Annotated in this window: 14 protein-coding genes; 5 read left to right on the top strand and 9 right to left on the bottom strand. The window is 48.0% G+C overall.

Annotation, left to right across the window (positions count from 1 at the left end):
- Positions 1–41: 41 nt before the first annotated feature.
- The 3 genes from IM638_15835 to IM638_15825 are packed head-to-tail and all read right to left on the bottom strand — an operon-like array spanning position 42 to position 3,196.
- Positions 42–1,508, bottom strand: a complete 1,467-nt coding sequence (locus IM638_15835; protein MCA6364509.1) for a magnesium chelatase — start codon at positions 1,506–1,508, stop codon at positions 42–44.
- Between the two features lie 13 nt (positions 1,509–1,521).
- On the bottom strand, positions 1,522–2,097 hold the full coding sequence (locus tag IM638_15830; protein MCA6364508.1) for a hypothetical protein: 576 nt from the start codon (positions 2,095–2,097) through the stop codon (positions 1,522–1,524).
- 1 nt (position 2,098) lies between these two features.
- Positions 2,099–3,196 (bottom strand): VWA domain-containing protein, encoded by a 1,098-nt coding sequence (locus tag IM638_15825; protein MCA6364507.1) that lies wholly within the window; start codon positions 3,194–3,196, stop codon positions 2,099–2,101.
- A gap of 237 nt (positions 3,197–3,433) precedes the next feature.
- On the opposite strand from IM638_15825, the gene IM638_15820 reads away from it, so the two are divergent.
- From IM638_15820 to IM638_15805, 4 genes are all read left to right on the top strand, one after another.
- The gene (locus tag IM638_15820; protein ID MCA6364506.1) at positions 3,434–4,324 is read left to right on the top strand and encodes a T9SS type A sorting domain-containing protein; all 891 of its coding nucleotides are present in this window, start codon (positions 3,434–3,436) and stop codon (positions 4,322–4,324) included.
- Positions 4,325–4,331: 7 nt separating this feature from the next.
- Positions 4,332–5,429 carry a cytochrome-c peroxidase gene (locus IM638_15815; protein ID MCA6364505.1) on the top strand — a complete coding sequence of 366 codons (1,098 nt, stop codon included), beginning with the start codon at positions 4,332–4,334 and terminating at the stop codon, positions 5,427–5,429.
- Positions 5,430–5,523: 94 nt separating this feature from the next.
- Positions 5,524–5,862, top strand: coding sequence for a PadR family transcriptional regulator (locus IM638_15810; protein ID MCA6364504.1), 339 nt, complete (start codon positions 5,524–5,526; stop codon positions 5,860–5,862).
- A 5-nt stretch (positions 5,863–5,867) separates the two neighbouring features.
- Positions 5,868–7,001 (top strand): hypothetical protein, encoded by a 1,134-nt coding sequence (locus tag IM638_15805; GenBank protein MCA6364503.1) that lies wholly within the window; start codon positions 5,868–5,870, stop codon positions 6,999–7,001.
- A gap of 38 nt (positions 7,002–7,039) precedes the next feature.
- Here IM638_15805 and IM638_15800 read toward each other — a convergent pair whose 3' ends face one another.
- On the bottom strand, positions 7,040–7,378 hold the full coding sequence (locus tag IM638_15800) for a peptide-binding protein (GenBank protein MCA6364502.1): 339 nt from the start codon (positions 7,376–7,378) through the stop codon (positions 7,040–7,042).
- A gap of 85 nt (positions 7,379–7,463) precedes the next feature.
- Between IM638_15800 and IM638_15795 the strand changes: the two genes are divergently transcribed.
- Positions 7,464–8,159, top strand: a complete 696-nt coding sequence (locus IM638_15795) for a hypothetical protein (protein ID MCA6364501.1) — start codon at positions 7,464–7,466, stop codon at positions 8,157–8,159.
- Positions 8,160–8,210: 51 nt separating this feature from the next.
- Here the strand turns inward: IM638_15795 and IM638_15790 are convergent, their stop codons facing one another.
- The 5 genes from IM638_15790 to IM638_15770 form a co-directional block, all read right to left on the bottom strand.
- Positions 8,211–10,157 carry a KUP/HAK/KT family potassium transporter gene (locus IM638_15790; GenBank protein MCA6364500.1) on the bottom strand — a complete coding sequence of 649 codons (1,947 nt, stop codon included), beginning with the start codon at positions 10,155–10,157 and terminating at the stop codon, positions 8,211–8,213.
- A gap of 90 nt (positions 10,158–10,247) precedes the next feature.
- Positions 10,248–11,177 carry a DUF58 domain-containing protein gene (locus IM638_15785; GenBank protein MCA6364499.1) on the bottom strand — a complete coding sequence of 310 codons (930 nt, stop codon included), beginning with the start codon at positions 11,175–11,177 and terminating at the stop codon, positions 10,248–10,250.
- An 82-nt stretch (positions 11,178–11,259) separates the two neighbouring features.
- Positions 11,260–11,580 carry a thioredoxin gene (gene trxA / locus IM638_15780; GenBank protein MCA6364498.1) on the bottom strand — a complete coding sequence of 107 codons (321 nt, stop codon included), beginning with the start codon at positions 11,578–11,580 and terminating at the stop codon, positions 11,260–11,262.
- Between the two features lie 177 nt (positions 11,581–11,757).
- Positions 11,758–12,402, bottom strand: a complete 645-nt coding sequence (locus tag IM638_15775) for an HAD-IA family hydrolase (protein ID MCA6364497.1) — start codon at positions 12,400–12,402, stop codon at positions 11,758–11,760.
- Between the two features lie 101 nt (positions 12,403–12,503).
- Positions 12,504–13,633: gliding motility-associated C-terminal domain-containing protein (locus IM638_15770; protein MCA6364496.1), on the bottom strand; the 1,130-nt coding region annotated here is incomplete at its 5' end.

The raw sequence follows: 13,633 nt of genomic DNA, 5'->3' as shown, positions 1-13,633 counted from the left end.
ATCAAAGCAACACAAAATTCCCTGACAGCCTCTTAGACCAGTTACTCCCCGCCCAGCATGGCACCCATCAGATCGCCGAAACGCGCACCCGACTCAAGTGAACTGCGGTTGAGCCGCGAAAACTCCGAAAGTCCGTGCAGCACCAGTTCCATCAGAAACAGCTTTTGCATGCCTTCGGCAGCAGGATAATGTTTCGAAACGAGTTCATCCAGTCCGTCCACTACACTCAGTGCGGCAGCATATGTACGCGCGGGCATATCACTTGTCAGATCAAGCGTATTGCCTTCGCCAAACCAGTCGATAATGGGTTGGTACGGGCTTGTTTCGGTTTTTCTTTTTAGTTTTTCGGGCGAGGGGAAATAGGTGGGGAAGAGTGTGCGTATGGCTTTTCCGATAAGGTGTTTGGCCACACCGGCTGCGCCTTCCTGTTCACCTTCATACACCATTTCCACCTTGCCGGTAATGGCCGGAATTACGGCGGCAAAATCAGTAAGGCGCACCATGGTTTCGGCCTCGCCGTTTATTACCGCCCGGCGCTCGGCCGCACTGATCAGGTTTTCGTAGGCCGATATACTTAAACGCGCCGATACACCGCTCTTGGCATCAATAAACTCGCTTTCGCGTGCTTCAAAGCCAATCTGCTCGAGCATGCTCAGCGCGGCATCGGGCACATGAATCACTGCAGCGGCATCCTGCCTTGCGCGGGCTTCCTGCTGCGTAATCTGCTTGGCTGTTTCCAGATCCTTCGGATAATGCGTAAGTATCTGGCTGCCGATACGGTCTTTAAGCGGCGTCACAATCGAGCCCCGGTTGGTGTAATCTTCCGGATTGGCCGTAAACACAAACTGAATATCAAGCGGCAGGCGCAGCTTGAATCCGCGTATCTGAATATCGCCTTCCTGCAGAATATTAAACAAGGCCACCTGAATACGTGCCTGTAAATCGGGCAGCTCGTTGATTACGAAAATGCACCGGTTGGCGCGGGGAATAATGCCGTAGTGAATCACGCGTTCATCGCTGTAATTCAGTTTCATGTTGGCGGCTTTAATCGGGTCCACATCTCCAATCAGATCGGCTACCGATACATCAGGCGTGGCCAGTTTTTCGGCAAAACGTTCGCTGCGGTGCATCCATTCAATGGGTGTGGCGTTTCCTTTTTCGGCCACCAGATCGCGCGCATAGCGCGAAAGCGGTTGCAGCGGATCATCATTCAGTTCCGAGCCTTTTACCACCGGAATCCATTCATCCAGCAAATTCACCATAAGCCGCGCAATACGCGTTTTGGCCTGTCCGCGCAAACCAAGCAGGTTAATATTATGCCGCGAAAGTATGGCACGCTCCAGATCAGGAATCACCGTATCCTGATAGCCGATAATACCATCAAACAAAGGTGTTTTTGCTCTTAGTCGTGCAAGCAGGTTATCGCGGAGTTCCTGTTTTATTGATTTTGGTGTGTATCCGGCGGCAATAAGTTCGCCGAGGGTATTGATAGCGGGTGAGTTGCTCACAGTACGATTGAATTTATACGATTGCCGCAATGCAGCTTTCGCGGATGGAGTAAAGTTGATCTAAGGTATATGCAGCAGCCAGTGAATCTGTGCAGCGCCACTGGTCGAGAGCTAAACGATGTGCGGCCATTTTTTCTTCCGTGGTTCGACGTGGCGATATTATTTGTTCCGAAATTTTATCGCCTTCATAGTCTATGCGCACAGATTCTGAAGTGGCATCAATTATTTGATTGCCTGCACGTAAATAGTTGTGTGCTTCGGGCATGTAAGGCAGATTGTGGCGAAAAAGTATTTCACCTGTTCCGGGTACATTTTTTTCGTGCATACGAAACAACAGTTCTGCCAATTGTATGTCGGGCCTATTGTTTTCTTCTGCCAGTAAGGCCAGTAACTGGTGTTTCGAAGAACAGGTGCCACGTTGTTCGGTGAGCACAAGCAGGCAGTTGTTACGGTTGCTGATGCGGTTGTAGCGGAGTTTACGCACGTAATTTACTGCTTCGGTGAAACGTGTTACGCCGGCCTGCAAAAACGCTTTTGTAACGGGCCCTTCGGCGGTAAGTGTAAAATCGGTTTCGGGTAAACTATTCATTTTATCGAACGCGTTTACGACGGTTTGTGGTGTAATCTTCAAAAATATAATCACCCAGACCTTTCAGCGAGGTGTAAAATGCCCGGCCCTGGTTGGCATCGGTAAACTCCTCTACAAACTGCTGCAGGTAAGGATCTTTGGCAATCATAAACGTGGTTATGGGAATATGTACGCGACGGCAGGCATGTGCGCGGTTGAGGCATTGTGCCACAATCTTGCGGTCGAGGCCGAAGCTGTTCATGTAATATTCTTCGCCCTGTTTGAGGCAGCTCGGTTTGCCGTCGGTAATCATAAAAATCTGCTTGTTCGGATTTTTGCGGCGGCGCAGAATGTCCATGGCCAGATCAAGCCCGGCTACGGTGTTGGTGTGATAGGGGCCTACCTGCAAAAAGGGCAGGTCTTTGAGTTCAATCTGCCACGCATCGTTGCCAAACACAATAATGTCGAGCGTATCTTTCGGATAGCGTGTTTTAATCAGTTCGGCCAAAGCCATGGCTACTTTTTTGGCTGGCGTAATGCGGTCTTCGCCATACAAAATCATCGAGTGCGAAATATCAATCATGAGCACGGTTGATGTTTGGGTTTTGTGCTCCTGCTCAATAATTTCCAAATCATCTTCACTCATGGCAAACTCGCTGGTGCCGTGGTGAATTTGTGCATTGCGCATGCTCACAGTCATGTCAATCTGCTCCGGCGCATCGCCAAACTGAAAAGGGCGGCGGTCGCTGGTCAGTTCATCGCCGCGGCCGCTGTAGGGCGTTTTGTGGTTGCCCCGTGTGCGCGATTTGCGGAGCTTGCCAAAAATCTGATCAAGCGAACTCTGCCGGATGCTTTGCTCCATTTTGGAGGTAATTGCAAAACTTCCGTCCTGCGGATTTTCCTGCAGATAACCGCGCTTCTTCAGATCCTCGATAAAATCGCCCATTCCGTAATTGTTATCGGTGAGCTTGTATTCGCGGTCGAGTTCGTTCATCCACGCCAGTGCTTCATTCACATCGCCCGAGGTGTGGGTGAGGAGTTCGCGGAAAATATCAAACAGCCTGTCGAAAGGCGGTTTGTCATCTTTTTTGGAAAATTTCGAAAAACGGTATCCCGGCATAATGTAAAGGTCGGTATTCGGCAGTAATTATTTTATTAATTCACACTTACGTAATGCAACAGTTTGAGGATGGTTTTGTTGCAATTTTTATTTGTGGAGAAGGAATCCTGATAAGCCGAATGTAAATAAGGTAGTATTGAAATAGCACTGAACAGGTAAGAAATTCAGAACAACACTTAGCGGCTTAGAAGTTTACAGTTTACTTTTATCATATAGCAACCTCAAATTATCAGGCCCATGAAAAAACTTCAACTATTATTCACCACCAACCTGACGGTATTCTCACTTGCTGCGCAAATAACGGCTACACAGTATTTTGATGGATCCGATATTCAACCGGCAGTTTATACACTTGATTCGGGAAATGTGTGGCAGGTGGGAGCACCACAGAAAACGCTTTTCAATGCACCGGCTTCTACGCCTAACGTACTTATTACCGATACGGTAAATGCCTGTGCGGTAAACGCCAATGCTTCGGTTGTGTTTCCGCTTAATCAGTTTCCGCCTATTGGTATTATGGCTATGCAGTGGAAGCAGAAATTCGATCTCGACAGTGCTGCCGATTTTGCGTTTGTGGAATATACCATTGATAATGGTGTAACCTGGCAGAACTGTTTCAACAACCCGTACGTGTATAATTTCTACGGCTACGATTCATCAACTGTTGACACTTCGCAACTGGCATTTACCGGGCGCGATACAAGCTGGCGCGATGTATGGTTGTGTTTTGATGCGGCTTATCTGATTCCTTACACCACCACTTTTCAAACCCGTTTTCGCATTGTAACCGATTCGGTGAGCAATAACCGTGAGGGATGGATGATTGATAATTACAATCAGCACCTCACCATTTTCCACACCGCAGGTAAAGACAATCAGCCCGAATACCTGCGTGTGTATCCCACACCTTCAACCGGTATTGTAAACATTGAAGCGCAGAAACTTCAGGAGTATCATATTATCGAAGGCATTGAAGTAATCAGTGCTGATGGAAAACTGCTGAAGCAATATGGTGTGAGCCCCACAAAATTCTGGATCGACCTGAGCGCCTATCCGAACGGAACGTATTACCTGCGTGTGATTACCAACAAAAAGACCGAAACGCATAAAGTAATTTTGCAACGCTGAACCACTTGTGAATACCGGACTCCGAACAACAATTCTTTGGGCCATTCCGCTGCTTGTGTCGGTGCTGATGCTGTCGGCGCTGGGCAGGCAGCGGGCGCCAAAGCCTTATGTGTTTCCCGAACTGAAGTTTTTTCCGCCCATGCCTGTGGCTGACGGTAATCCGGTTACGGTAGAAGGTGCTGAGCTTGGGCGTTATCTTTTTTACGACCCGGTGCTCAGTGCGGATAGTTCGCTTTCCTGCGCAAGCTGCCACCGGCAGGAAGCGGCGTTCAGCGACGGGCCGCTGGCGTTTAGCAAAGGTTTTGATGGCAGCCTGCAGCCGCGCAATACCATGCCGTTGTATAATCTGGCCTGGTACCCGGCCTATTTTTGGGATGGCCGCGCGGTAAGTCTCGAAACGCAGGTGTTTGAACCCGTGCGCGCCCATCACGAAATGAACCTCAACTGGCCTGAGGCTGAAAAACGTGTGGCGCGAAGCCGTTTCTACCGCACCCGCTTCAAGGCGGCGTTTGGCGATGATCGTATAGACAGTGTGCGCATTGCCAAAGCCATTGCACAGTTTGAACGCACACTCATTTCAAACCGCTCAAAATACGATCTGGCCATTACCAACCGCGCGCTGTTTACGCCCGATGAACGCGCCGGCTTTGAACTGGCCAACGACATGACCAAAGGCGACTGCCTGCACTGTCACACCACTGATGCCGACGCACTCGGAACCACCGGACAGTTCAGCAACAACGGCCTGGATGCCGTGTACGCTGCCAACGGCTATACCGATGCGGGGCGCGGCAAAATTACCGGCATTGCAAAAGATAACGGTAAGTTTAAAACACCTTCCCTGCGCAACCTCGCCTTTACTGCGCCTTATATGCACGATGGCCGTTTTGCCACACTCGGTCAGGTGCTGGCATTTTACAGCAACGACGTGCATGCGTCGGCCAATGTGGACAGCCGGATGGGCACCGTACGCAATGGCGGGGCACGTCTCACGCCGTTGCAGCAAAAACAACTGCTTGCCTTCCTGCTCACATTATCCGATTCGGCTTTCATAAACGATCGCCGCTATGCCTCACCATACTCCTCTGGTAAGGTTGCTCGTTAATTTTATCATTGATATTCAGCAATTTATCTAAATACATAAGAATTTTAGGTATCTGAATTTTGCAATACATAAGATCCCGATGTATAATTGCGTTATGTATTCAAATGAACTGATACGGGGCACGCTGAAAACCATAGTACTTAAACTTCTTTCGGAGCAGGAAAGAATGTATGGGTATGAAATTACGCAGCGTGTAAAAGAGCTCACACACGAAAAGATCATTATTACAGAGGGCGCACTCTATCCGTTGCTTCATCAGCTGGAAGCAGAGGGAATAGTGATTACCGAAACAGTGAATATTGGGAAACGTGTACGAAAGTATTACTCGCTTACCCGTCCGGGTCAAAGCCTGGTGCGGGAAAAAATAAACGAGTTTGGCGATTTTGTCCGAACCATGTCGGCTCTTCTCGATCTGAAACCTGATCTGTACTGATTACCATGGAAGTCAGTGATGAACAGGTAGAATTTATCCGTACCGATTTGCTGCGGCGCGGGGTTACCATGCTTTCGCTCAGGGAAGGGCTGCTTGACCACCTTTGCTGCATGCTGGAAGCACGTGCCGGTTCTGAAGATTTCGAAACTGCTTATCGGAATATCATTCATGAATTCGGCGATGCTCAATTTCTGCCTTTGCAGAAGGAAACCAACCTATTGATTCACCACATTCAAAAACATTATATGAGTAAGACACTTCGAGTAACAGGCTTAATGAGTTGCGCATTTATAGTTGCGGGCTCATTGTTTAAGGCAATGCATTGGCCCGGAGCCAATATCATGTTGTTGCTGGGCACGTTTATCGTAGCCACCATCTTCGCCCCGGTGTTTTTTATTTACCGCTATAAAACCGGTGAGGTATCAAACCGAAATACCATGCTGGCTATTGTAGGTGCAGCGGGTAGTGTATTGCTTGGTGCTGGGGGCGGTTTTAAATTTTTGTACTGGCCCGGAGCTACGCAGTTAATTTATTCGGGACTGGCGGTGCTCATATTGGGGTATATTCCGCTTTACCTGCTGAGTGTGTACCGCAAATCGCTCAACCTTACCAATGCAGTGGCTACTGTGGTAATCATGGTGGCTGTAAGCGGAATAATTTTTACCACACTCGGAACCGGGAGCAGTCAGAAAACCAATGCAGCCTATTACAATCTTATCAAGCAAAATGAAAGCTGTGTAAATATGCAGCTTTCCATGAACGAAAAAGGATTTAAAAAGCAACCTGATTCGGCAGTGGCTGTTTCGGCCAAAGTACATGGCGAGGTAAAGGATTACGTAAACTATATTCAGGATTTTAAGGCATTTACACTGGTTCAGGCTGGTGCAAGTGATTATTCACAGGTAGAGTCTTGGAATACCACGCCGATAACCATGTTGTTTGCCAATCAGGATTTAGCGTTTAATTATTCTGATGCAAGCCAGCGCAAACAACACATCATTAAGCTGCTTGCCGCTGATACCACGAATTTGCCCGCCAATGAAATTCAGCCGGGCATGCCTTACGGTTTGCTGATTTTATACCTCACACAGTCGCAAAGCGATGTGTTGCTGATGGAAAGCAAGCTGCTTCATAAATAACTTGCTGTAACAGCCTGCCGGGCATTTCCGGCAGGCTGTTAATCAATCATTTCAAGATGCGTTTCGGGCACCCAGCCCTGCAAGCCTTTGCTGTTTCGGCACCACCACCAGCCACCGTTTTCGATTAAGCCTTCCACTACTGCCGCTTCAGCAAGCGGAAGCTCGCGGGCGCTGTAATCGGTATTGGCGAAAAACTCGCCGTTTACTTCATCAAGCAAATCATCGGGCATCCATCCTTCGCGCCCGTCGGGCCCGGCACACCAGCGAAAAGCCGGCCAGTCGGTGTCGAATTTACCCGCTTTTACTTTGTCGCCCCGCTTTACTTCAATCGGGTTTTCGTAAAGTACGTTGTAGGCTTTGATGCAGCGAAAAATCATAGGTGCGGAAATTTCAGTGATCACACAAAACTTGTGCTGTGTGATATTTCACACTAATTTGCACAAGTTTTACCGATCTGCAATTATGAACCGCGCATATTATCTGCTTTTGCTTTTGCTGGCTGCGGCCTGCGGAAATGCTGACGAGAATACAAATGCACATACCTCTCCAACATCTTCCGCCACGCCCGTACAGATAAATGCCCAAACCGTTTCTGCCACATCGCTGCTCGACAGTCTCGTGTTGTTTGGTTCGGAAACCGAACTGCGTGCTGCTTACGGCGATGCCAATGTGAAAACCGATACGCTCTGGGGGGCAGAAGGAAACTGGGAAACAGCCACCTATCTTTTTCGGGGAACGCCTGATGAAGTGGCCGTTGTGTGGCAAAACAATTCGGGTAAAACGGGTATAGCTTACGTAAAAGTGAGCTGCCTGATAGAGGCTGATAAACCTATTCAATACAAAGGCCGGTGGAAAACCCAAGCCGGTGTAGTGCCCGGTTTATCGCTCGAAAAACTTCAGGCCATTAACGGCAAGCCATTCCGTTTTTCAGGTTTTGGCTGGGATTATGGCGGTGGCGCGGCGGGCTGGGAAAACGGTAAACTTGAAAATACCGGCATTTCCGTGCAGCTTGTCGAGTCGCCTGCAGTGTATGAATTTATGGAACAGCGCGAACTCGCTCTTGTAACCGGCGATCATCTTGTATCGAGTGATGAGCCCGTGCTGAAGAAAATGAACGTACAGGTGCAGGCTGTGCTGCTTACCCCAGAAGCAAAGTAAACACCACTGATAAAAAGACAAAGCCGGAAAATATCCGGCTTTGTCTTTTTATCAGCATTTGATTCGTTTCAGATTTATTTCGCGCACCGGCGCCAGCACAATCGGTACTTTCTCTACCAGCACCGAACTTGTATCGAGCCCAAACGCACTTTCTTCAGAAAGCGTAATCGGTTTCATGAAGTAATAAATATCGAGAATGATTTTCTCGTAAACGGGCAGCTCGTTATCGTTTGAAAGGTATTTTTCAAGCACTACAAAACTGAAATCACCGATTACACTTTTGCGGTTGAGCGATTCGTAGCGGCTGGTAATATCCACTTCGTGATTCTGTACCATTTCACTCACCACTTTGCGGAACAGCAGATTGATTTTGGTAGGCACACGGAAACCGAGGTAAAAGTCGATACGGAACACATCATTCTGCATCAGCTCGGTAACCTTATATTCCATAGTGTAGGGCTGGTCGGTTACGTGTACGTGTACAAACCAATATACATCAGCGCGTTTGGGGCGTTTCTGTAAAATAGAATACAGAATTTTCGATTCGATATCGTCTTTATGATCGGCACTGGTGAGGTAAACAAGGTGTGTGGAATGTTTGGATACCGAGGTGTCCTGACTGAGTTCGGCCAGCAGCGGGAGGTATTCTTTTACTTTCACAAATTCCACGTAACGGTTTCTGATTTTTCGGGCATCGTACCAGATCCACATTACGAGAATGAGTACGGATGCAATGATGAGCGTGATGTAACCTCCGTGTGCAAACTTTTCGAGGTTGGCAATAAGGAACAGGGCTTCAATGCTCAGATACACAAACAGCAGCAACACGATGAGCCAGCTGGGGTAGCGTTTCATGTACAGGTAGAAGCTCAGCAGCATGGTGGTCATAAGCATGGTGATCACAATTGCCAGACCGTATGCCGCTTCCATGTTCGACGATTCGCGGAAGTAAAGTACCACGCCGATACAGCCAATCATCAGCAGCCAGTTGATGGAAGGAATATAAAGCTGGCCCTTGAGGTCGGATGGATATTTGATTCGCACTTTTGGCCAGAAATTAAGGCGTATGGCTTCGTTGATGAGTGTAAACGAACCGCTGATTAAGGCCTGACTGGCAATAATGGCGGCGGCTGTGGCAATGATGATGCCGGTAACTTTGAACCACTCGGGCATTACTGAATAGAACGGGTTAGCACCGTTGAGCAGCTGGCCTTCTTGTTTGAGCAGCCAGGCACCCTGACCAAAGTAGTTGAGAATAAGCGCCGCCTTCACAAAGCCCCAGCTGATACGGATGTTGCCGCGTCCGCAGTGCCCGAGGTCAGAATAAAGTGCTTCGGCTCCGGTAGTACACAGAAACACCGCGCCAAGCAATGCCAGTGAACCGGGATGCTCGGTGAGCATTTTCACGGCATAGTGCGGACTGAGGGCTTTGAGAATTTCCACATTGCCGGCAATTTGCGCCACACCCAGCACGGCCAGCATACTGAACCACAAAAGCATAATGGGACCGAAGAACCGGCCTACCAGCTTGGAGCCAAACTGCTGTATTAAAAACAAGCCGGCAATAATGCTAATTACAATGGGAATTGTATTGATTTCAGGATCAAAAACGCGTAAGCCTTCAATGGCCGAGGCAACTGAAATAGGTGGTGTAATTATACCATCGGCCAGCAGCATGGAGCCGCCCACAATGGCCGGAACCAGCAGCCATTTCTTTTTGGTGCGGCGAACAAGTGTGTAAAGTGCAAAAATTCCACCCTCGCCGTTGTTATCGGCACGCAGGGTGAGGAGCACATATTTTACCGTAGTCTGTAACGTGAGTGTCCACACAATACAGGAAAGTCCGCCCAGCACATAGTCGCTGCTTATGGGGTTATTGCCCACAATGGCTTTCAGTACATAAAGAGGCGATGTACCAATATCGCCGTAAATGATGCCAAGTGTGATGAGCAGCCCGGCGAAGGTCACTTTGTTGTGACCATGAGAATTATGGGACATGACAGGGTCCTGTTAAAAACAGCGCCAAAATTACAGGTTTTCTACACTGACTGGCAGCGTTTGGCAAAAATATACTGACCAGTGTCAGGTTTACACCATACGCTGGCGTTTCATCAGGTAGGGGAGCAGCACTTGTTCGAAGCCAAGGTTAATATCGGCTTCTACCAGATCAATACGGTACTGGCCACAGCGCAGCACGAGATCGTTTTTGAAACGGGTAATGGCGTGGAGGTAATTTTCGCGCACTTCGGCGGGCTGCACTTTTATTTCTTCGCCGGTTTCGAGGTCGATGAAGGTGTGCGGGCGGTTATCGTAAAGGAAATCCAGTTCCTTTTGTTTGTCGGTAATGTGAAAGAGAATCACCTCGTGCTTGTTGTGGCGCAGGTGCTGCAGGGCAGAGAAGAGGGCTTCGGTATTTTCGCCATTGTCAAACATATCGCTGAAAAGCATAACCAGCGAGCGGCGCGGAATGCTTTCGGCAATCTGGTGCAGGGCGTTTACGGCGAAGGTTTTGCGTTGTACTTCGGGTGTTACGGGCTGCAGCAGCTGTTCGAGCTCGTGATACACCTGTTTTTGGTGTACGTTGCTTGAACGGGCGGGAAGATGCGTTTCAAGTGTTTCGGCAAATACCGAAAGGCCCACGGCATCGCGCTGGGTACGCAACAGTTCAGTTAATGCGGCCGCACAATGCACGGCAAAATGGATTTTGTTCTTTTCCAGCGACTGCCCCTTTTCATCCATCGGGAAATACATAGACGATGAATGATCAATGACCAGCTGGCAACGCAGGTTGGTTTCTTCCTCGTAACGTTTAATAAACAGCTTGTCGCTGCGGCCATAAAGCTTCCAGTCGATGTGCCGGGTCGATTCACCGCTGTTATACAAACGATGCTCCGCAAACTCCACCGAAAAGCCGTGAAAAGGGCTTTTATGTAAACCGGTTATAAAGCCTTCCACTACCTGACGGGCAAGCAGTTCGAGGTGCGAAAACGGCTGGGTGGCGAGTTTATCAATAGGCATACTGGCATAAAGATAATGACGAAAGCGGGAATCTGAGGTACAGATTCCCGCTTTCGTAGGATAATCAAGAGGTAAATGCCGTTCAGGCCATTTGGGCTTCGAGCTTTTGTGCCAATACATTTTTGGGCACAGCACCTACCTGCTTGTCCACCACCTGACCGTTCTTGAAGAACAGAATGGTGGGAATATTGCGGATACCGAATTTCATCGAAACTTCGGGATTGTTGTCCACATCTACTTTGCCAATTACCGCTTTTCCATCATATTCGGCCGACATTTCTTCGATGATGGGGCCTACCATGCGGCAGGGGCCACACCATTCGGCCCAGAAATCGAGCACTACGGGTTTATCTGACTTGAGAACGAGTTCTTCAAAATTAGCATCGGTGATTTGAAGCGCCATTGTAAGGAATGTTTTATGTGGTGAGTCCGTGAATTTTTCTGTCCTGCAAATTTACGAGAATTCAAAAGACATCGTACATCAATCAAATCCTGTTCCGAAACCGAATTACTGACATTTTGACTGTTTTTTGAACAGGATACAGCTAAACAAGAGGATAGAAGGCTGTAAAATGAAAAATTAACTCAAGCGTTGAATGAGCGCCAAAAGCTCAGCGGGGTTTTCAACAATGAGGTCGGGTGAATAAGCGAGCCATTCACCGGATTCCGCATATCCCCAGTTTACCCCCACCGATTTAACACCACATTTCCGGGCCCCGGCAACATCATGCAGGCGGTCGCCGATCATCCACGTATCCTTCGTGTTGAGCTGATAGGTATGGAGAAGATGATTAATTATCTCTGCTTTTTCACGACGGGTATGGTCCAGATTACTGCCAGCAACTTCAATGAAATAGTCTGCTAAATGAAAATGGGCAATGATTTCTTTCGCAAAAACAGTAGGTTTGGAAGTGGCAATGAATAAGCGATGTCTCATTTTTACAGCGGCTTCAAGTACATCACGTATTTCTGGATATAGAAAGTTCTCATATTTCCCTTTTATATTAAAATATTCCCGGTACAATGCTACAGCACGGTGTGTTTCTTCTTCTGTGAAACCGGCAGTTTCTTTGAATGAATCAATAAGCGGAGGGCCAATAAACCGTAAAAGGACATGACGTTCGGGAGCCGGTTTGTTTAAGTGCGTAAAGGCATACTGAATTGAATTAAGAATGCCTTCGGCAGGATCACTAATCGTTCCGTCGAGATCAAAAAGCAGATTCATAGATTTTGTGCTTATTCTGATAGCAAACAATTTATTCTACCAAACAATTCCGCACACACGGTTTAGATTGGATGATTCAATGTTCAAAAATACGCACTGCACTATTTAATCACATTCACATGTGTAATGCGCTGCTCAAAGGTATCGTTATTGCACGCTGTACGATATTCTGTTACCACCACATACGTATCTTGCTGAACGGGCATATTGTTATACATACCATTCCAGCCGTTATTTATATCGTAGCTTTCGAAAATTAATTCTCCCCAGCGGTTAAATATTTTTATATGAATATCAATGATGTCATTTCCATAAACCATAAATACTTCGTTAAGCCCGTCGCGATTAGGTGTAAATGTATTGGGTATAAATACGGCTCCTTCGCCCGGATTCCCGCTAACCTCAATACTATCGGCGAGTAAACACTGTTCGAACTGAATAGAAACTGAATAAGTACCTGCCTGATTTACGGTAATTGAAGGTGTTGTTTGACCGGTATTCCACGAAAAGATGGTTCCGGGCTGATAAGTACCGGGGGTAAGTATAAGTTCCTGCACGGTACAAAGGGAGGCTGAATTACCGAGTTCGGGTTGTGTTGCATAAGCAATTTCAATGGTATCCGAACTGGTGCAGTTGAGGGCAGTAACACTTACCGCATAACTGCCGGCATTGTTAACCTGAATTTGCTGCGAAACCGCTCCGGTATTCCAGTTCCAGTTTGAACCGGGATTACCGGCATCGAGCAGAAAATTTCCTGGCTGGCAAAGCAGGGTGTCATTTCCAAGATTAACAACCGGAAGAGGATTCATTACCACTAAAACGGTGTCGGGAAATATACACGCACCATCTGTTATTGCTACCGAATAAATACCACCGGTATTTACTGTTATTGCCTGCGTGGTAGCTCCGGTATTCCACACCCAGCTTTGGCCCGATGTGGCGGTGAGTGTATAGGTTTGCCCGCTGCAAAGTGTGGAATCGCTTAACGGGGGAGGAGCGGGTGTAAGGGAAATGAGTATTGTATCGGTATTGGTGCAGTTGCCATTATTTACTTGCACCCAGTAAGTGCCGGGTGTAGCGGGTGCAATGGTTTGTGTGGTGGCAGCGGTTGACCAGTTGTAGGTGAATCCGGGGTTGCCGGCATCGAGTATAAGATTTCCCAAACTTGCGCACAGCACAGTATCTGCACCGAGGTTTACTACCGGCACTTGCAGAAATACAACCACTGCGG

It is taken from the genome of Bacteroidota bacterium, assembly GCA_020402865.1.
Classification (GTDB): domain Bacteria; phylum Bacteroidota; class Bacteroidia; order Palsa-965; family Palsa-965.
Note: the sequence above shows the minus strand (reverse complement) of the source record. Positions and strands in the feature narration are given on the sequence as shown.

What these genes read in the sequence shown, in the direction of transcription:
- IM638_15810 (MCA6364504.1), top strand. Translation starts at nt 5,524, where the DNA reads ATGTATTCAAATGAACTGATACGGGGCACGCTGAAAACCATAGTACTT.
- IM638_15830 (MCA6364508.1), bottom strand. Translation starts at nt 2,097, where the DNA reads ATGAATAGTTTACCCGAAACCGATTTTACACTTACCGCCGAAGGGCCC.
- trxA (MCA6364498.1), bottom strand. Translation starts at nt 11,580, where the DNA reads ATGGCGCTTCAAATCACCGATGCTAATTTTGAAGAACTCGTTCTCAAG.
- IM638_15805 (MCA6364503.1), top strand. Translation starts at nt 5,868, where the DNA reads ATGGAAGTCAGTGATGAACAGGTAGAATTTATCCGTACCGATTTGCTG.
- IM638_15790 (MCA6364500.1), bottom strand. Translation starts at nt 10,157, where the DNA reads ATGTCCCATAATTCTCATGGTCACAACAAAGTGACCTTCGCCGGGCTG.
- IM638_15775 (MCA6364497.1), bottom strand. Translation starts at nt 12,402, where the DNA reads ATGAATCTGCTTTTTGATCTCGACGGAACGATTAGTGATCCTGCCGAA.
- IM638_15785 (MCA6364499.1), bottom strand. Translation starts at nt 11,177, where the DNA reads ATGCCTATTGATAAACTCGCCACCCAGCCGTTTTCGCACCTCGAACTG.
- IM638_15800 (MCA6364502.1), bottom strand. Translation starts at nt 7,378, where the DNA reads ATGATTTTTCGCTGCATCAAAGCCTACAACGTACTTTACGAAAACCCG.
- IM638_15820 (MCA6364506.1), top strand. Translation starts at nt 3,434, where the DNA reads ATGAAAAAACTTCAACTATTATTCACCACCAACCTGACGGTATTCTCA.
- IM638_15795 (MCA6364501.1), top strand. Translation starts at nt 7,464, where the DNA reads ATGAACCGCGCATATTATCTGCTTTTGCTTTTGCTGGCTGCGGCCTGC.
- IM638_15825 (MCA6364507.1), bottom strand. Translation starts at nt 3,196, where the DNA reads ATGCCGGGATACCGTTTTTCGAAATTTTCCAAAAAAGATGACAAACCG.